This window comes from Bacillus sp. N5-665 (assembly GCF_022637375.2).
Taxonomy (GTDB): domain Bacteria; phylum Bacillota; class Bacilli; order Bacillales; family Bacillaceae_G; genus Bacillus_A; species Bacillus_A wiedmannii.
Window position 1 is genome coordinate 502,352 of record NZ_CP093325.1, and the last position, 17,283, is coordinate 519,634.

Genomic DNA, 17,283 nt, shown 5'->3' on the forward strand with positions numbered 1-17,283 from the left:
AAAACGAGGTTATCTAAGGAGGGACACACCAACATGGCGAAGCAACTGCCAGATATCGGCGATTATAAATATGGTTTCAAAGACAAAGACGTTTCGATTTTCCGTGCTGGACGCGGTTTAACAAAAGAAATCGTTGAAGAGATTTCACGTATGAAAGAAGAACCACAGTGGATGTTAGACTTCCGTTTAAAATCACTGGATAAGTTCTATGAAATGCCAATGCCACAATGGGGCGGCGACTTAAACGACTTAGATTTCGATGAAATTACGTACTACGTAAAACCATCTGAGAAATCTGAGAAGTCTTGGGATGAAGTACCTGAGGAAATTAAAGCGACATTTGATAAATTAGGTATTCCTGAAGCGGAGCAAAAATATTTAGCTGGTGTATCTGCACAGTACGAATCTGAAGTTGTATACCACAACATGAAAGAAGACCTAGAAGCTCTAGGAATCGTCTTCAAAGATACAGATAGCGCATTAAAAGAGAACGAAGATATTTTCCGTGAGCATTTCGGAAAAGTAATCCCACCAACAGACAACAAATTCTCTGCATTAAACTCTGCAGTTTGGTCTGGTGGATCATTCATCTACGTTCCAAAAGGTATTAAAGTGGATACACCACTTCAAGCGTACTTCCGTATTAACTCTGAAAATATGGGACAATTCGAGCGTACGCTTATCATCGTAGACGAAGGCGCACACGTACACTACGTAGAAGGTTGTACAGCACCTGTTTACACGACTAACTCACTTCACAGTGCGGTAGTAGAAATCATCATTAAGAAAGATGCATATTGCCGTTATACAACAATCCAAAACTGGGCGAACAACGTATACAACCTAGTTACAAAACGTGCGGTTTGTGAAGAAAACGCAACGATGGAATGGATTGACGGTAACATCGGATCTAAATTAACGATGAAATACCCAGCAGTTATCTTAAAAGGCGAAGGCGCTCGTGGTTTAACATTATCTATCGCGATTGCTGGTAAAGGCCAACACCAAGATGCTGGTGCGAAAATGATTCACTTAGCACCAAACACATCTTCAACAATCGTTTCTAAATCGATTGCGAAGCATGGTGGTAAAGTAACTTACCGTGGTATCGTACAATTCGGACCAAAAGCGAAAAACTCTCGCTCTAACATCGAGTGTGACACGTTAATCATGGATAACCAATCTACATCTGATACAATTCCTTATAACGAAATCAAAAACGATTACGTTTCACTTGAGCACGAAGCGAAAGTATCGAAAGTATCAGAAGAACAATTATTCTACCTAATGAGCCGCGGTATTTCTGAGCAAGAAGCTACAGAAATGATCGTAATGGGCTTCATCGAGCCATTCACTCGCGAACTTCCAATGGAGTACGCAGTTGAAATGAACCGCCTAATCAAGTTTGAGATGGAAGGTTCTATCGGTTAATAGATAAAGTGGAAGCGGCTCGTTCAGAATGTGAGGAAGAAGTGAAGCCACCGAACATTCTAGCCGCTGGAACTGGATAATATATGTATGAAGAAAGCGCCCTGCACAGCAGGGCGCTTTCTTATGTTGTGTGCCTGGAATACCCAGGCGGTGTTCAGCTAAATATATCAGCGATTATTCAAATAAATCGACCATAACTCGAAATATATCGACGTTTCCACAAGGGATATCGACTTATTGACAAAGTAAGACAAAAGAAATTCTTCATATACCCCGCAACATTTTATATGAAAAGAGAACGACTGGAAGTAAGGAAAAGATACTGATAAACCCACCTACCGAACCCTCTGTTAAACTTTTTGACAAATCCCCCGAACCCCAACAAAACCCCAACCCAAAATCCTTCCACACACTAGAAAAAGTTTTCATATTAAAAAGGACAATCTTTTGCTTTTTCTTATAATGCGAGTACAATGTAAAATAGCAAGAAAAGACGAAAAGTATTTACAGGATTATTGCGTACGTGTAGCGTAAATGGCAGTAAGGAACTGAGAGGAGGTTTTTTCTCTGAATATAAATAAAGAAACAATCATCCACCTTTATCATACAAACGATATACATAGTCATTTTGAAAATTGGCCGCAAATTTCTCGGTTTGTACAAGGGGAGAAAAAGCGAAGACAGGAAGCGGGAGAGACCGTTTTGACGGTTGATATCGGCGATCATGTGGATCGTTTTCATAGTATTTCGGAAGCGACGAATGGACTTGGCAATACGAAGCTTTTGAATGAGGCGTTATATGATTATGTAACAATCGGAAATAATGAAGGAATTACGTTAGCGAAGGAGCATTTGAATCGTCTATATGATGATGCTGGATTTGAGGTGCTCGTTGCGAATTTATTTGAAAAAGAAGGTGTACGTCCGGAGTGGGCAAAGCCTTATAAATTACATACAACGACAGATGGAATTACGATTGCCTTTATCGGACTAACAGTAGCGTACCCAGAGTTTTATCATATGCTCGATTGGCATATTGAAGATCCGCTTATCCATTTAGAGTCTATTTTAGAAGAAGTGCGAGATGAGGCTCATATTACCGTTGTCCTTTCTCATCTTGGAAAAAGCATGGATGAGTATATGGCAGAGCATTATGATATAGATGTTATTTTAGGTGCACATACGCACCATTTATTTGAGCGTGGCGTTCTTATGAATAATACTTTACTTTGTTGTTGTGAAAAGTGGGGACGTTACGTTGGGCACGTTCAGCTCACTGTGGATAAAGAGAAGAAGAAGTTATTGAAAAAGGACGGTAGAGCGATTAAGACAGAACGTTTAGGTGCTTATAGTAAACCGTTATCCACAATTGAAATGCTGCAGGAAGAAAGTAAACATATTATGGCAGAGCCTGTCGTTCATTTAAAGGAATCATTACCGATCGATTGGTTTCATGAGACATCATTTTCTCACATGTTAGCAAATGCGCTGAAAACGTGGTGCGGTGCAGAAATTGGTATGGTGAACGCTGGTGTGCTTCTTGAAGGATTAGAAGAAGGTGTTGTGACGCGCGGAGATATTCACAGAATTTGTCCACATCCAATTAATCCATGTTTATTAAAAGTGCCAGGAAAAACGTTACGAGAAGTTATTTTGAAAGCGCGCCGTCCGAATATGGAGAACCTTGAGGTAAAAGGATTTGGATTTCGCGGAAAAGTGATGGGGAAAATGATTTACGCTGGTGTAGAAGTTATTCCAGATACGATTCCTGGGAATAAAATTTTACTGGAAGATGTATTGATTAACGGGGAATCGCTGGAATTAGATCGTATATATACGGTAGGAACGATTGATATGTTTACATTTGGATACTTATACCCAGAGCTATCCACACTTTCTGACAAACAATATTATATGCCGGAACTACTCAGAGATGTGTTAACAGACGTGTTGATAACTCATACATCTTCTGTCAAACTATAGGCTAGTTAACTTGTAACACTCATTTTTCTCTTGTCATACAGATAAGAAAGAGAGGAGTGTGAACTATGGTTAATGTGGAGCCAATTATAATCGATAATTATACGTTTATTGCGGTTAGCGTCAAACTTCCAAAGACAAATTTGCTAGCTGTAATGAGCGATAAAGGATATATTATGTGCGGTGCATTAGATGTAGGTCTTTTAAATGAGAAGTTAGGTGATCGAGGTATTATTGCTGGCCGTGCGGTTGGTGTAAGAACGATTGAACAACTTCTTGAAGCACCGCTAGAATCAGTAACGATTGAAGCCGAAGCATTAGGTATTACGGCAGGCACAATCGGAAAAGAAGCATTATTAAAAATGAGATAAGCATATATCGTCCCTCCTTCTTGCATAGAAATGATATAAGAAGGAGGGTTTTTTATGAGTATATTTCGTTTGAAAAATTCGCGGTTTCGAAGGGGGCCTATTTCCTTTCGGTACATACTGCTTATGTCGTTTATTCTTTTTGTCATATTACTCGTGCAAGGATTATGGATTGTGAATAGTAGCATTCAGCCGACGTTACTTAAATATGGGGAAGTAGAGACGCATAAAATGGCGACAGCGATTATGACGAAGGCGGTAAAAGATAGAATTAATGAAGGATTCGATGTGGATTCATTAATGAAAGTACAAAATGATAAAAACGGGAAAGTATCCACAATTAATTTAAATACGCAGCAAGTAAATGAAATCGTAACATCAACGACCACATACATAGAAAAATATTTACAGCAAGTAGAACAAGGTGATTTGAAGGGGCTAGGTATTTCTGAAAAAAATGGAGCAACGATGGCAGTTCCTTTTGGTCGTGTAACGGATAATGCGCTTCTTGGAAATATAGGTCCCGATATTCCAATCGATTTCACGACGATTGGTCATGTGAATACGGATATTAAACAAAAAATTGAACCGCACGGGATCAATACGACAGCGATTCAAATTGTTATGGAGATGGAAGTAACGTTGCAAGTGATTATTCCATTTCATACGAAAGAAATAACAGTGAAGCAAGACGTTCCGATTGCAACGCGCATTGTTCAAGGGGAAGTGCCTACTTATTATGGAAGCGGGAGTGTTGTTGTACCTGATAAAAAGAAAACGGATAGTTAGCCGAATTAAAAAAATAACCGTAGCATATTGCTACGGTTATCGCTTTGTATTCGCGCGTTCTTTTCGCTCCCAAAGACTTAAATGCATGTATGGATCGAAAGCCCATTCTGTATAACCATTGTCTTTATACATGCCGAAATGTAGGTGGGGCGGGAATTTTCCAGCTGTGCCGGGAGGGCCGTAACCGGTGCTACCAACAAATCCGATTACTTTTCCGGGCTCAACAATTTGTCCAAGCTGTATTTCCTTTGAGAATCCGCCTAAATGAGCGTAATAATGGTAGTTATTATGAAGGTCACGAATGCCGATGCGCCATCCGCCAAGACGGTTCCAGCCTTTTGTTTCAATAATGCCATAGCAAGTGGATCTTACTGGTACGCCGTAGCCTGCAAAAATATCGGTTCCTTCATGAACTCTCCTTCCCCCAAAACTTCTTCCAGCACCGAAAGTACTACGGTAGCTATGATCACTACGAATCGGAAGAGGGAAAGCATTTCCTTCTAAATTAATACGTCCATAATGTTTATAAATACGGGCGTATTCGGTAATTAATTCAACTGTTTTCGCACGTCTATAATATTCCCAAAGCATAATGTGAATACGGTCTTCGGACGGTCCTTGTTTCTTTAAAATCGTTGCTGCTGTATGCAAAAGATCACGGTCGTTATTTGCATTTGCAAATCCATCTTTGTCACCATCTAAACCCATCCCGCCAAATAGAGAAATTGTATGGGGAAGAGTGTCGTTAATATTAACGGGTCCAGCCCATATTTCTGGTTTGAAATAAAGGGAAATGATGGCATCTGGTTTTTTCGGAATATCTTTTCTTACGCTCCGTATATTTCTTTCATATTGATCCATTGCAGCTAAGTAATACCACGGAATGCCTGAAGATTGCTCGGTTTCTTTATATAGTGCCATGCGCTTTTCGTATATGCTTTGCTGATTATCTTCACCGTAAGCGATGTTTTGGTGGAGAAGAAAGCAAATCGAAAGCAAAAGAGAAATTTTTCGAAGCATGAAATAGACTCCTTTCACAACATCACTCTTTTTAGTGTGGGATATACGGAGTATTTCATTATAGGGAACGATTGGAAAAAATCTTAGAATCTTCATTTGAGCAAATCGCTTTCATACGTTAGAATAGATATGTTACATTGAAAGAAGCGAACACGGTAAACTATTTCATATTGTGCGGAGTTGATAACCATGACAAAACAAACAGAATATAAGCGCAAGCCCGAATGGTTGAAAATTAAGTTAAACACGAATGAAAACTATACAGGCTTAAAGAAAATGATGCGTTCTAAGAATCTTCATACAGTTTGTGAAGAAGCGAAATGTCCGAATATTCATGAATGCTGGGCTGTAAGGAAAACAGCAACATTTATGATCTTAGGTGCGGTTTGTACACGTGCTTGTCGTTTTTGTGCGGTTAAAACAGGCTTACCAACTGAGCTTGATTTACAAGAGCCAGAACGCGTAGCAGATTCTGTAGTACAAATGGGCTTAAAGCACGTTGTTATAACAGCGGTTGCACGTGATGATTTAAAAGACGGGGGAGCAGCTGTTTTTGCTGAAACAGTACGCGCTGTTCGTCGCAAAAATCCATTTACGTCAATCGAAGTATTACCATCTGATATGGGTGGAGTAGAAGAAAACTTAAAAATGTTAATGGATGCAAAACCAGATATTTTAAACCATAACATTGAAACAGTACGTCGATTATCTAACCGAGTTCGCGCTAGAGCAAAATATGACCGTTCATTAGAGTTTTTACGTCGAGCAAAAGAAATGCAGCCTGATATTCCAACTAAATCGAGCATTATGGTGGGCTTAGGTGAAACGAGAGAAGATTTAATTGAAGCAATGGATGACTTACGTGCAAACAATGTGGATATTTTAACTCTTGGACAATACCTACAACCATCTAAGAAGCATTTACCAGTTCTTAAATATTATCCACCAGCAGAATTTGCAGAGCTTAAAGAAATTGCGCTTAGCAAAGGATTTAGTCACTGTGAAGCTGGTCCACTTGTGCGTTCTTCTTACCATGCGGACGAGCAAGTACGTTCTGCAAAAGAAAAAGTAGCAGAAGCAAAATAATGAAAAAAGAGAGCTAATCATTAGCTCTCTTTTTGTTTATATTCTAAAACAGTATTTGAGCATGTTAATAAGATTTTCTTTAATTCCTCTGTGGATAATTCAATTGTAAATTCAGGTACACCAGGTGTAATTAAAATTTTATCGTAAGCGTAAATAGCGCTATCCACAATAATCGTTACATGTTGTGAATAACCGAAAGGAGCTACACATCCTGGAGTACAGCCTGTTTCTTCTCTTAGCTCATCAGGAGAACAGAGAGATAAGCTTTCTCCTGTTATTTCTTTCATCTCTCCTCGGTTGAGCCTTGTGCCCTCTAACGTAAAAAATACGTAATAATCTTTAGACTTTGATTTTAAAAATAAGCTTTTACTTGGAGTGCCGTGTAAGCCAAGCCTTTCACGTACGATACGATCTGTTTCATAATCGAGTACTGGTTCGTGTTCAAACTTTTCGTAAGAAGCATTTGTTTTATGTAGTAAAGCAAGTACATCTTCGTACATATGGAGTGATACCCCTTTCTATTGTTAGTACAGTTTCTTCTCGTGGCGTCAACTGAATGTGTTGGAAAGAGATATTACTTGGACGGTGCTTCCCATAATCGTTTTAGGATACATTGTTTATCGAGTGTAATTTCGTAAATATCAGGATTCGTTAAAGCTCTCCATTCAATAAAGCCGATCGTATGATCAAAGTGCTTTAAAATGAGCGTGAGTAAGTTGCCGTGTGTAACAAGTAGTGTTGTAGTATGGTTTAACTTTAAAACGTCTTGGATAAGTGATATAGCTCGATCCGTCGCTTGTTTTGTTGACTCTCCGCCTGAAAAGGCAATATCTATATTTGTAAAAGTAGATTCTAGTTTTTGCAACCAATCATCCATTGGAACGTCGCTTAATATGCGTTCAGCTAATCGTTCGTCTTCTTGGATAGACAAGTTAGCTTGAAGCGCATAGGGCCGAATAGAATCGATAGCTCGCACAAATGGGCTTGAAATAATACGATCTATTTGTGGTTGGTTTTCTAAGAGGAATGTAGCAAGAGTGTTTGCTTGATTTTTTCCTGCAATCGTTAATTCGGCATCACGTTCTTGTCCAGTTGCTGAACAATGTCGTATTACAATCAATTTCTTCATAATTCATCCCCATCTTTCAAGTTGACGCTTATATACTTCGACAAATGTGGAAAAAATTCCTTTTTATTGGAAACGGCATATTGATCTAAATATGTGGAAAAGTAATGTGGATAAATGAACATTTGAGGTGTAATGATGAAAAAAATGATATGTATTATATTCGGTCTTTGTTTTTTTATACACTTGTCCACAACATATGCAGAATCCAATCAAAAATTAAATTATCCAAGCAATCGAAATAAATCGTTTGTGAGTGAGGATGTGTTTTACGAACAGTTAGATAAGAAAATCTATAAAGAATACAACAATTCAGCATATAGTGTTCGAAAAAAGATTTTATTTAAAGAAGTGTCGGATGAAGAATTTTCTTTCAGAAAAAGAGCAGCCGTGGGTTGTCGTAGTAGCGTGGTACTTCAAGATTTTTTTGTTCACCCTGATCGCCAAGTTTATTTTTTCGCTTCCTTTTCTCAAAATGAAGTAGACGAATTTCGTAAGTACATTGTTATAGATGCAGAAACAAAGAGGGAGTTGCAAGCGGGAAAAAGCTATCGTCATTATGATAATCCATATAAAAAATAACCCACCAACTGGTGGGTTATTTTTACGCCGGTACACTCATTAATTTTTCTTTCATTTTACGAATAAGAATGACAGCACCAATTGTGAAGAGAAGGGTAATTCCTTCTGCAACGAAGATGTTAATTGTTTTTGTTTGGTAAAGTGCCGCGAAAAAGTCTACAAATGCGTGGAATAATATAGCGTAAACAAGGAAGATATATTTCTTCTGTTTTACAGCGTATAAGACAAGCATTGTAAAGGCAATTTGTAATACAAGAGCCATAATTCTTTCCAAGCTGCCAAGGAAGTATAAATAAGCAGGTTGTTCTATTAACATATCCTTTACAAGATTTAATTGTGGTAGTTTTTCTGCCATTTGAGCGAAGCTACCATTGTTAATAGCATTAGCGAATATAAGTGTTTGCAATGCAGAGAATCCACCAACTAAAATGGATTCAATCCCGCCATGACCAATTCCATAAGCGAAGCCATCTTTATATTCTAGATATTTTTTTAGTAGGAAGAAGAAGGCAACGAAGCGTCCTAATTCTTCAAAAATACCAGCAGTTAGTCCGCCATAAATTGCAAAGACAAACGGATTTTCTAAAAATGGAGCGATTGCTGGATTACCACGCATAAATAGGTGGAACGGTGTCTCGAGTATTTGAGTAAACCCAATAAAAATAAGAACACCAACACCGACTACTTTCCAATTAATATGATATTTTTTACGAAAATAAACAAACGCAATAATAGGTACCAGAATCGAAAGCACAAGTTGAATTGTGATACTGGCAATTACCGTACTTGAAACCATACTTTCACCGCTTTCTAATATATGTACATATCTATTATGCATGAAATATAGTGGAGATGAAACTTTTAACAAAAAATGAATGTGCTTATTGACTCTAACGTTGCGTCATACTTTATCGTATGTATTAAGGGGGAGATACACATGACAATGAAGGTAAAAGAAGTAGCTAATTTAGTTGGAATTAGTGTGCGCACACTGCATCATTACGATGAAATTGGGTTGTTAATCCCAGACGAGACGACAGAGTCTGGATATCGTCTATATTCCAATGAAAATTTAGAGACATTGCAGCAAATTTTATTTTTTAAAGAACTAGGCTTCCCTTTGAAGAAGATTAAAGAAATTATCATGAGTCCATCATTTGACCGAGAAGAAGCGCTACAGCTTCATAAAAAAATGCTTCTTGAAAAGCGTGCTAGGTTAGATAAAGTGATTGCGACGATTGATAAAACAATTCAGCATACTAAAGGAGAGATTGAAATGACGAATAAAGAGAAATTTGAAGGCTTCGATTTCAGCCATAATCCGTACGAAGAAGAAGCGCGTGAAAGATGGGGAGATACAGCTGTAGATAAAGCGAATGAATATGCGAAGGGTATGTCAAAAGATAATCAAGAAGAGTTTAATACGATTTACAGAAATTTAGCGGCGCTTAGACACGGCGCACCAGATTCTAAAGAGGCACAGGAAGCAATTGGAGTATGGTACGATTACTTGCAAAACTTCGGAGAATATTCATTAGATGCTTTTAAAGGACTCGGTCAAATGTACGTCGCTGATGAGCGCTTTACGAAAAATATTGATAAGTTTGGCGAAGGGTTAGCACAGTTTATGTGTGATGCGATGGAGGTTTATGCGGATCGTAAGAAATAGCCAAAAATAAAGAAGGTGGAGGTTTTCTCCATCTTCTTTATTTTTTAATCATATCATTCAAAGTTTGATCCCCCGTATTGTTTAAATGAGGATTTTTGCTCATTTCTCGCTTTAGCATGTCGAGGCTCTGTGTATATTCTGTATCATTTAATGCGCCAGATTGAAGCCCTTGAATTTGAGAAATCAACTTTTGGTCTGTTGATACATATGCTTTATAATAGCGAGGGACGATGGACAAAGCAGCTTTATATACTTGATCTGCTACGAGTTTTGGATCCGTTGTGTTTGCACGGTATACAACAAATACTTCATCATCGGTAACGAGCGTAGCAGCGTTTGTAACGTCAGGAAGTTTGACTGTCATGCTTGTAATCATTTCAGCGACTTTCTCACGGTTAATGGCTCCTACTTGTTTGTTAGATACTTCATGTTTTTGTTTAGATGAATAACCGACTCTCGTTAATCTTGTATTTTCCGTATGATACATGTCGTTTTTATTGGAAACAAGAACACGACTTCCTTCTTCACGTTCCATTTCGGCTTTATTAGATGATTGACAGCCTGCGAATAAGGAAAGAGTGAGGAGAGAGAGTATAATTTGTTTTTTCACGATGTATCACCTCCTTCTCCATAGCATGCACTAATTTTCAATTTTTTGTATTTGAAATTGTTGGTTGGTATGCTTTGTGATACGATAAAAAGAAGAATGCTTAGAGAGGAAGTTAATGATGGAGCAAAAGCAAGAGCAAGAGCAAGAGATGCATGCTACGGTGAGCATTAATAATGTGCAGTACGAAGTAATTAAAAACTTTCGTGACGGTTTTAGTGAAGAAGCATTTAAAGAGCGTTATGCAGAAATTTTAAATAAATATGATTATATCGTTGGGGACTGGGGTTATGAGCAACTTAGATTGCGCGGTTTCTTTGATGATAGTAATCAACGTTCGACATATGATACGAAAATTAGTACGTTAACGGAATATTTATACGAGTATTGTAACTTCGGTTGTGCACACTTCGTATTACGAAAAGTGAAGAAATAAAAAAAACCTCTTACGATTGTAAGAGGTTTTTTTGCATATTTTCGCTTATAAACAAATCGAGATATGATCGCCTTCAGAAAGTATTGCATTTGGTTTCATTTGTTGTCCGTTCAATTGAATATCCCCATTTTTAATTTTATCCACAATGAGTGTACGGCTCCAGTCGGAAATATATGTGGATAAAGCTTTATCCATTCGGTGGGAACCGAAAACGATATCTAATACGATTGTAATTTCAGCTACGCCACTTTCTTTATGATGTGTAATGGAAATGGTAGTAGTTGTTTCTGTTTGATCTTGCGTATTCATGTCGACTGTTTCCACATGATCAGTAAATGATTTATAAATACGAAGTTTTTGGTTCCACGTATGATCTTTCGGACATTTATAAATGGCAAAACGATATATATTTTTTCCGTTGGCGTTATGCCTACGAATATTCGTGTCAGTAAATAGGGTAGTGCGTCTGCAATTTTTACAATACTTTTCAATTGTACCTTGTTCATTTTCATATAAACTCCAAGAAAGTTGTACTTTCTGCATTTTCCTTCACCTCTTATAGTAGTGGTAAAGGAACGTAATACAGCTATTTGGATGTCTTGTAGTATGAAGACATGAGAAATAGACAAAAATAAAAGGAGGTTCCCCAAAGAGGAACCTCCGTAAACATCATACTACAGATGCGTTACGTTCCTTGTAATGGGAATGGGCAGACTACTCCCTTGAAAAAGCAAGGTGCTTTTTTGAGAGTAATGCTATCCAATTGCTGGTCCATTACAAAGTAAATGTCGGCATACGTAGATAACGTCCTTTCTATCCAAATAGATTTATTCTTAATTATAACATAATGTTTGAAAATTCAAAATACTTACAGTGAAAAAACACCAGCTAAAATAGCTGGTGTCTACGATAAATTATATAAGTTCAAATAAAAATGAGCGTAGTTCTTCTGCAATTTCTTCAGTCATAGAAAATGCATGCTCTAAGTAGCCTGGTTCGTTTAAATCGTCAGGACCGATGATTGCAAATCTATTGCGCTGTATATCAAGGACAATTGTTTTACCGTAATGACGATCGGAGTATAAAAGCGCTAAATCATGACGCTCATTTTCTCCCATAAAGCTAACGAAACGAGTTCTTGTAGCGACTGTATCGTCGTACAGAAAGAAACGTTCTTCCATACACATGGCTCCTTTATTAAATATCTAAGTTTAAGTGTGGTTTATGATCTAAATGGTGATGCGTTTTAATGAATCGTACCGTTCTTGTTTTGTAACGCATAACGATAGAATATGTTTCAGCTAAATCTCCGCCAAGGAATTTCACACCGTCTAATAACTCACCAGCAGATACACCAGTTGCTGAGAAGATTGCATCATCCCCAGATACTAAGTCATCTAACATAAGAAGTTGACGAGGATCTTCTAATCCCATTTCACGACAACGAGCTTCTTCTTCTTCGTTCATTGGAACTAAGCGAGCTTGCATTTCACCTTCAAGGCATTTTAATGCTGCTGCAGAAATAACACCTTCTGGAGCTCCGCCAATACCTACGAATAAATCAATACCCGTTCCAGGTAGTGCTGTTGCGATTGACGCACCAACATCACCATCACCAAATAATTTTACGCGTGCACCTTTTGCACGAACACGGTCAATAATATCTTGATGACGTTCACGTTCTTGCACGATAACTGTTAGATCACGAATCTTTTTATTGTTAGCTTCTGCTACAATTTCAATTGTTTTTTCAATTGGATCATCTAAGCTAATTTTACCAGCTGCTTTTGGACCAACCGCGATTTTTTCCATGTACATATCAGGAGCATGAAGAAGGTTTCCTTTATCTGCGATTGCGATAACTGCCATTGCATTTGCAAGACCTTTTGCAACGATGTTTGTACCTTCTAATGGATCAACGGCGATATCTACTTCTGGACCGTTACCTGTTCCTAGTTCTTCACCAATATACAACATCGGTGCTTCATCAAGTTCTCCTTCACCAATTACAACTGTACCTGCCATGTTTACCGAATCAAACATATCACGCATTGCTGTAGTTGCTGCATCATCTGCTTCGTTTTTCTTTCCGCGGCCCATCCACTGTGCGGATGCTAATGCTGCTGCTTCTGTTACACGGACAATTTCTAGTGCGAGTTCACGTTCCAAGATTCCATTCCTCCAATTTCAAAAATCATACAAATATAACTATAACAAATAACGGAGAAAAGGTGAATTCGAAAAATTGTCGATTTTTTCAGAAGAAAGCGTTACAATTAAAATGTAAATGCTTTAATTTCCAGGTAGGTGACATTCATGTATTTTGTAGACAGAAAGAAAATAGAACAAATGCTAGCATGTTTAGAACGAGCAACAAGTACATTTCAAGAGAAAAAGATATATGAAACCGAGTTTGAATTTTACGCATTAGAACGTATAGCTCATCTAATTATTGATTGTGTATTAGATGTAGGGAATGCGATGATTGATGGATTTATTATGCGCGATCCAGGAAGTTATGAAGATATTATCGATATTTTGATGGACGAGCGAGTGATAAGTGCAGAAGAAGGACAAGGGATGAAAGAAATTATCCTTCTTCGAAAAATGCTTACGCAAGATTATATTCAAATGAATCATGATGAATTATATAAGACGATTCAAAAACATATTGCAGTGGTAGAGAAATACCCAGTAAATATTCGCAGTTATTTAGAGAAGGAATTAGGACCTGTATCTGCATTTGTACCAGAATAATTATGCTTATAAGATCCCCAAGGTGCCTTTTTGGGGATCTTATATTGTATGTGAGAAAGAAAAGGGAGAAGGTTGAAGCATGGGGGAAGCACGTACGACGAAAGATGAAATTGTGCAATTGTTGAAAGTAAAGGGAGAGCACACGGTAGCAGAGCTAGCTGACGTTTTAGAGATTACCGAAATGGCGATTCGAAGACATTTAAGTAATCTTGAGAAAGATGGTTTCATTTATTCTAAGATGGTAAGACAACATGTCGGAAGACCAACTTATTTGTATGGATTAAGCGAAAAGGGAGAAGATACATTCCCGAAGGAGTATAAGCAATTTGCTATTGATATGCTAGAAGATTTAGCTCGAATGGGTGATGAAAAAATACTTAGTCACGTTTTAAAAGAGCGAACGAAGCGAATGGAAGAACAGTTGCAAAAGCGAGTGAGTAATCAAAAGAATTTAGCATATAAAGTGCAAGAGATAGCAGCTATGCAAGAGAAAAATGGTTATATGGTTCAAATAAAGAGAGATGGAGAGAACTCTTTCGTAATTGAAAAACAAAACTGTCCGTTAAAAGAAATTGCAGAGAGATTCCCGCAAGTATGCGAAGATGAAAAAGAGATGTATAATCGTTTATTTGCAGGAGCAGATGTAAAGACGTTAGCAAACATGTGTGAGGGCGATTGTAGTTGTTCTTACCAAGTAAAAGAGAAAAAATGAACGTTATGGGGCGCTTTAAGGTAAAGCGTTTTTTTCTTTGGAAAAAGCGGGTAATATAAGAGTGGTATGATAGGTGAGAACGTTAGCATAGAAGGAGAGACATAATGATGTATAAAGGTTACTTAATTGACTTAGACGGTACGATGTATCGCGGAGAAGAACAAATTGAAGAAGCGAGCGACTTCGTAAAAGCATTAGGAGAGCGCGGCATTCCTTATTTATTCGTTACGAATAATTCGACGCGTAAACCAGAACAAGTGGCAGAAAAACTTGTTCGTTTCGATATTCCAGCGGAAGCAGAGCAAGTATTCACAACGAGTATGGCGACAGCGAACTTCATTTATGAACGTAAACAAGACGCAACTGTATATATGATTGGTGAAGAAGGCTTACATGATGCACTTGTGGAAAAAGGATTTGAACTTGTGGATGAAAATCCTGATTTCGTTGTTGTCGGTTTAGATCGTGACATCACATATGAAAAATTAGCAAAAGCATGTCTTGCTGTGCGTAACGGCGCAACGTTTATTTCTACAAATGGAGATATCGCCATTCCGACTGAGCGCGGATTATTACCAGGTAACGGTTCATTAACATCAGTTGTAGCAGTATCAACAGGTGTTGATCCAATCTTTATCGGAAAACCAGAATCAATCATTATGGAACAAGCGTTAAAAGTGCTTGGTATAGGAAAAGATGAAGCATTAATGGTTGGGGATAACTACGATACAGACATTTTAGCGGGAGTAAATGCTGGCATGCATACGCTTCTTGTCCACACTGGAGTCACAACTGTGGAGAAGTTAACAGAATATGAAGTACAACCAACGCAAGTTGTGCATAACTTGACGGAGTGGATTGAGAAGATGTAATGAAAAACAGGTAACCGGAAGAGGTTACCTGTTTTTTTATGCATAATTGCATATGTGCTATTGTTATATAAAATGTAAAATTTATATGTAATGATATTGAGGGGAGGGAATCAGAGTGTACTGGATGTCATGTATTATGTTTGTTTTTACATTATGTGTTTTATTTTTTGTTCTATGGAAGATATATATAATAAATGAAATGAAAAAAAGTGCAGGAAAACTTATTGCAACATATCCACGAGTGAAGAGACGTTGGATTGCATTACTTGGGCCAGCATATTTCATTGGACAATGTATGTATATATATGCTCAGTACGTAAGTGGCGATATTGATACAGCTGAACAGTTTCTTATTCAGTCGGGTAGTTATGTTGTAGCAAGTTGTTTTATGACTTTAATAGCTGTTCATCTTATTAAAAGTGTACAAATATATGAAAAAGGTGTAGTAGACGGATTAAACTTTTATTCATACGAAGAATTAAAAGGCTATAAAACATCAACATGGGAAAATCCAAAAGAAAATATATTTTTATATCGCGGGCGAGAAAAAATGAATGACAATGTGAATTTACTTATTAGACAGGAAGATATGAATGAATTAGAAAGCATTCTTCAAAGATATATTCCGAAATTAATGATGAAATAAAAAAACTCCGGTTTTAACAACCGGAGTTTTTTTATTAGAATGCACGATTCACAACATCTTTCACTTCTTCAAGATATTGTTTACGCACATTATCATCCACAGAAGGGACACTCGTATAGAATGTATGCTCAATTGTTTCAATGCCTGTAAATTCAAAAATACCAACATCCGCTGTTTTCTTCATTGCGTCAAACATACCGCCTGCTGTGTATGCTTCTTTTGAATTTCCCATTGTAGATAGTAATAAGCCTTTTTTACCGCTTAATAACTTCTCGATACCATTTTCACCGTAAGCATAAGCGAAGCCGTGGCTAAATACACGGTCAACGTATCCTTTTAAAATGGCAGGAAGTCCCGCCCACCAAACTGGATAAATGAATGTAATGCTATCAGCCCAAGCGATATGCTCTTGCTCTTCTTTAATATCTTCTGGTGTGTTTCCTTGAGAAAATGAGATGAAATCGGAAGCGCCTAATACTGGATTGAAGTTTAATTCGTATAGATCGCGAACGCGTACTTCATGACCTTTTTCTTCTAATTCACTTTTTACCGTTTCTAAAATCGCATGGTTGAAGCTTTCTGTATTTGGGTGTGCATAAACGATTACATGTTTCATTGTTCTGCCTCCTATTTGTGGATATGTGAATAGTTTTTTATTTATGTAACAATTATGGTTACTTCTTTTGCGGAAGTCAAATGATACATATGTATAAAAAGACGGCAAAAATCGTCTTTCTATACCCCACTCATACAAAGAACAAAGAAAACAAATAAAATGATAACAATACCAATGCCGAAGTTAAATACGAGAGTACTATCCATATTATGTAACCTCCTTGTTTGAAAGTAAAAAGCACTCTAGCCAAGAGTGCTTTTTTATTTTGAGTATACTTAAAAACTTTGAGAAAAGGACTCATGCATGTAAAGAGTTACATTATTTTATGTGTTTATACTTTGAAATGAGTAAGTCCTCGTGAGATATAAAAAAAAGACACTCTTTCGAGTGTCTTTCATGATGACAAAATGTGCCAATTGCTTGAGTTTGATAAGGCGCTAATATCCGTTTTAACGCCTTTTCTTTGATCAAGAAGTGTAGCAACAGCGATTCAAATAAATTGTACCATTTGTTTCATAGGTGTGCGTATGTAATTATGCATATTCCAATTAGAGGGAAATGAGGCGCGGAAAATGAATGAGTATAT

21 protein-coding genes are annotated in these 17,283 nt (G+C 37.4%); 12 read left to right on the top strand and 9 right to left on the bottom strand.

The window, feature by feature from the left end:
• Positions 1-33: 33 nt before the first annotated feature.
• The 4 genes from sufB (at position 34) to yunB (ending at position 4,568) form a co-directional block, all read left to right on the top strand.
• Positions 34-1,431, top strand: a complete 1,398-nt coding sequence (gene sufB / locus MNO09_RS04745) for a Fe-S cluster assembly protein SufB (RefSeq protein ID WP_001118829.1) — start codon at positions 34-36, stop codon at positions 1,429-1,431.
• A 645-nt stretch (positions 1,432-2,076) separates the two neighbouring features.
• The gene (locus MNO09_RS04750) at positions 2,077-3,414 is read left to right on the top strand and encodes a bifunctional metallophosphatase/5'-nucleotidase (protein ID WP_241043316.1); all 1,338 of its coding nucleotides are present in this window, start codon (positions 2,077-2,079) and stop codon (positions 3,412-3,414) included.
• Between the two features lie 65 nt (positions 3,415-3,479).
• The gene (locus MNO09_RS04755; protein WP_000248463.1) at positions 3,480-3,782 is read left to right on the top strand and encodes a YunC family protein; all 303 of its coding nucleotides are present in this window, start codon (positions 3,480-3,482) and stop codon (positions 3,780-3,782) included.
• A gap of 54 nt (positions 3,783-3,836) precedes the next feature.
• Positions 3,837-4,568: a sporulation protein YunB gene (gene yunB, locus MNO09_RS04760; protein ID WP_002096231.1), complete on the top strand. Its 732-nt coding sequence runs from the start codon at positions 3,837-3,839 to the stop codon at positions 4,566-4,568.
• A 36-nt stretch (positions 4,569-4,604) separates the two neighbouring features.
• Here the strand turns inward: yunB and MNO09_RS04765 are convergent, their stop codons facing one another.
• Positions 4,605-5,588 (bottom strand): M23 family metallopeptidase, encoded by a 984-nt coding sequence (locus MNO09_RS04765; RefSeq protein WP_000944679.1) that lies wholly within the window; start codon positions 5,586-5,588, stop codon positions 4,605-4,607.
• A 189-nt stretch (positions 5,589-5,777) separates the two neighbouring features.
• Between MNO09_RS04765 and lipA the strand changes: the two genes are divergently transcribed.
• The gene (gene lipA / locus MNO09_RS04770) at positions 5,778-6,674 is read left to right on the top strand and encodes a lipoyl synthase (RefSeq protein WP_000166376.1); all 897 of its coding nucleotides are present in this window, start codon (positions 5,778-5,780) and stop codon (positions 6,672-6,674) included.
• Between the two features lie 20 nt (positions 6,675-6,694).
• Here lipA and MNO09_RS04775 read toward each other — a convergent pair whose 3' ends face one another.
• Together MNO09_RS04775 and MNO09_RS04780 are read right to left on the bottom strand one after the other, a co-directional pair.
• Entirely contained in the window at positions 6,695-7,174 is a 480-nt protein-coding gene (locus tag MNO09_RS04775) for a YbaK/EbsC family protein (protein WP_241950095.1), read from the bottom strand.
• A 74-nt stretch (positions 7,175-7,248) separates the two neighbouring features.
• Positions 7,249-7,803 (bottom strand): histidine phosphatase family protein, encoded by a 555-nt coding sequence (locus tag MNO09_RS04780; RefSeq protein WP_000734023.1) that lies wholly within the window; start codon positions 7,801-7,803, stop codon positions 7,249-7,251.
• 135 nt (positions 7,804-7,938) lie between these two features.
• Here MNO09_RS04780 and MNO09_RS04785 point away from each other — a divergent pair, with 135 nt between their 5' ends.
• Complete coding sequence (locus tag MNO09_RS04785; RefSeq protein WP_000738173.1) at positions 7,939-8,382, top strand: hypothetical protein; 444 nt, start codon at positions 7,939-7,941, stop codon at positions 8,380-8,382.
• A 22-nt stretch (positions 8,383-8,404) separates the two neighbouring features.
• On the opposite strand, the gene MNO09_RS04790 is transcribed toward MNO09_RS04785, so the two are convergent.
• Entirely contained in the window at positions 8,405-9,220 is an 816-nt protein-coding gene (locus tag MNO09_RS04790) for a YhfC family intramembrane metalloprotease (protein ID WP_117616472.1), read from the bottom strand.
• Between the two features lie 99 nt (positions 9,221-9,319).
• Here MNO09_RS04790 and MNO09_RS04795 point away from each other — a divergent pair, with 99 nt between their 5' ends.
• Positions 9,320-10,051, top strand: a complete 732-nt coding sequence (locus MNO09_RS04795) for a MerR family transcriptional regulator (RefSeq protein WP_078183306.1) — start codon at positions 9,320-9,322, stop codon at positions 10,049-10,051.
• 37 nt (positions 10,052-10,088) lie between these two features.
• Here MNO09_RS04795 and MNO09_RS04800 read toward each other — a convergent pair whose 3' ends face one another.
• The gene (locus MNO09_RS04800) at positions 10,089-10,661 is read right to left on the bottom strand and encodes a YhcN/YlaJ family sporulation lipoprotein (protein ID WP_000744034.1); all 573 of its coding nucleotides are present in this window, start codon (positions 10,659-10,661) and stop codon (positions 10,089-10,091) included.
• 115 nt (positions 10,662-10,776) lie between these two features.
• On the opposite strand from MNO09_RS04800, the gene MNO09_RS04805 reads away from it, so the two are divergent.
• Entirely contained in the window at positions 10,777-11,094 is a 318-nt protein-coding gene (locus MNO09_RS04805) for a YutD family protein (protein WP_033659183.1), read from the top strand.
• 45 nt (positions 11,095-11,139) lie between these two features.
• On the opposite strand, the gene MNO09_RS04810 is transcribed toward MNO09_RS04805, so the two are convergent.
• The 3 genes from MNO09_RS04810 to glpX all read right to left on the bottom strand — a co-directional run bounded on the left by MNO09_RS04810 (position 11,140) and on the right by glpX (position 13,263).
• Positions 11,140-11,637, bottom strand: coding sequence for a hypothetical protein (locus MNO09_RS04810; RefSeq protein ID WP_001174563.1), 498 nt, complete (start codon positions 11,635-11,637; stop codon positions 11,140-11,142).
• Between the two features lie 371 nt (positions 11,638-12,008).
• Positions 12,009-12,275 carry a DUF3055 domain-containing protein gene (locus tag MNO09_RS04815; protein WP_000392614.1) on the bottom strand — a complete coding sequence of 89 codons (267 nt, stop codon included), beginning with the start codon at positions 12,273-12,275 and terminating at the stop codon, positions 12,009-12,011.
• A gap of 16 nt (positions 12,276-12,291) precedes the next feature.
• On the bottom strand, positions 12,292-13,263 hold the full coding sequence (gene glpX, locus MNO09_RS04820) for a class II fructose-bisphosphatase (RefSeq protein ID WP_000439090.1): 972 nt from the start codon (positions 13,261-13,263) through the stop codon (positions 12,292-12,294).
• A gap of 147 nt (positions 13,264-13,410) precedes the next feature.
• On the opposite strand from glpX, the gene MNO09_RS04825 reads away from it, so the two are divergent.
• From MNO09_RS04825 to MNO09_RS04840, 4 genes are all read left to right on the top strand, one after another.
• Positions 13,411-13,851, top strand: a complete 441-nt coding sequence (locus MNO09_RS04825) for a DUF86 domain-containing protein (protein WP_241950096.1) — start codon at positions 13,411-13,413, stop codon at positions 13,849-13,851.
• A gap of 79 nt (positions 13,852-13,930) precedes the next feature.
• The gene (locus MNO09_RS04830) at positions 13,931-14,563 is read left to right on the top strand and encodes a helix-turn-helix transcriptional regulator (protein WP_000503339.1); all 633 of its coding nucleotides are present in this window, start codon (positions 13,931-13,933) and stop codon (positions 14,561-14,563) included.
• 107 nt (positions 14,564-14,670) lie between these two features.
• Positions 14,671-15,435: a 5' nucleotidase NucF gene (gene nucF / locus MNO09_RS04835; protein WP_033659218.1), complete on the top strand. Its 765-nt coding sequence runs from the start codon at positions 14,671-14,673 to the stop codon at positions 15,433-15,435.
• A gap of 115 nt (positions 15,436-15,550) precedes the next feature.
• On the top strand, positions 15,551-16,081 hold the full coding sequence (locus tag MNO09_RS04840) for a DUF5673 domain-containing protein (protein WP_000289894.1): 531 nt from the start codon (positions 15,551-15,553) through the stop codon (positions 16,079-16,081).
• Positions 16,082-16,115: 34 nt separating this feature from the next.
• Here the strand turns inward: MNO09_RS04840 and MNO09_RS04845 are convergent, their stop codons facing one another.
• Entirely contained in the window at positions 16,116-16,697 is a 582-nt protein-coding gene (locus tag MNO09_RS04845) for an NAD(P)H-dependent oxidoreductase (RefSeq protein ID WP_000683426.1), read from the bottom strand.
• Between the last annotated feature and the right edge of the window lie 586 nt (positions 16,698-17,283).

Bases quoted from the DNA above. Each gene is read 5' to 3' on its own strand.
- sufB (WP_001118829.1), top strand. From the start codon at position 34: ATGGCGAAGCAACTGCCAGATATCGGCGATTATAAATATGGTTTCAAA.
- MNO09_RS04755 (WP_000248463.1), top strand. From the start codon at position 3,480: ATGGTTAATGTGGAGCCAATTATAATCGATAATTATACGTTTATTGCG.
- yunB (WP_002096231.1), top strand. From the start codon at position 3,837: ATGAGTATATTTCGTTTGAAAAATTCGCGGTTTCGAAGGGGGCCTATT.
- MNO09_RS04765 (WP_000944679.1), bottom strand. From the start codon at position 5,588: ATGCTTCGAAAAATTTCTCTTTTGCTTTCGATTTGCTTTCTTCTCCAC.
- lipA (WP_000166376.1), top strand. From the start codon at position 5,778: ATGACAAAACAAACAGAATATAAGCGCAAGCCCGAATGGTTGAAAATT.
- MNO09_RS04775 (WP_241950095.1), bottom strand. From the start codon at position 7,174: ATGTACGAAGATGTACTTGCTTTACTACATAAAACAAATGCTTCTTAC.
- MNO09_RS04780 (WP_000734023.1), bottom strand. From the start codon at position 7,803: ATGAAGAAATTGATTGTAATACGACATTGTTCAGCAACTGGACAAGAA.
- MNO09_RS04785 (WP_000738173.1), top strand. From the start codon at position 7,939: ATGAAAAAAATGATATGTATTATATTCGGTCTTTGTTTTTTTATACAC.
- MNO09_RS04790 (WP_117616472.1), bottom strand. From the start codon at position 9,220: ATGCATAATAGATATGTACATATATTAGAAAGCGGTGAAAGTATGGTT.
- MNO09_RS04795 (WP_078183306.1), top strand. From the start codon at position 9,320: ATGACAATGAAGGTAAAAGAAGTAGCTAATTTAGTTGGAATTAGTGTG.
- MNO09_RS04805 (WP_033659183.1), top strand. From the start codon at position 10,777: ATGATGGAGCAAAAGCAAGAGCAAGAGCAAGAGATGCATGCTACGGTG.
- MNO09_RS04810 (WP_001174563.1), bottom strand. From the start codon at position 11,637: ATGCAGAAAGTACAACTTTCTTGGAGTTTATATGAAAATGAACAAGGT.
- MNO09_RS04815 (WP_000392614.1), bottom strand. From the start codon at position 12,275: ATGGAAGAACGTTTCTTTCTGTACGACGATACAGTCGCTACAAGAACT.
- MNO09_RS04825 (WP_241950096.1), top strand. From the start codon at position 13,411: ATGTATTTTGTAGACAGAAAGAAAATAGAACAAATGCTAGCATGTTTA.
- MNO09_RS04830 (WP_000503339.1), top strand. From the start codon at position 13,931: ATGGGGGAAGCACGTACGACGAAAGATGAAATTGTGCAATTGTTGAAA.
- nucF (WP_033659218.1), top strand. From the start codon at position 14,671: ATGTATAAAGGTTACTTAATTGACTTAGACGGTACGATGTATCGCGGA.
- MNO09_RS04845 (WP_000683426.1), bottom strand. From the start codon at position 16,697: ATGAAACATGTAATCGTTTATGCACACCCAAATACAGAAAGCTTCAAC.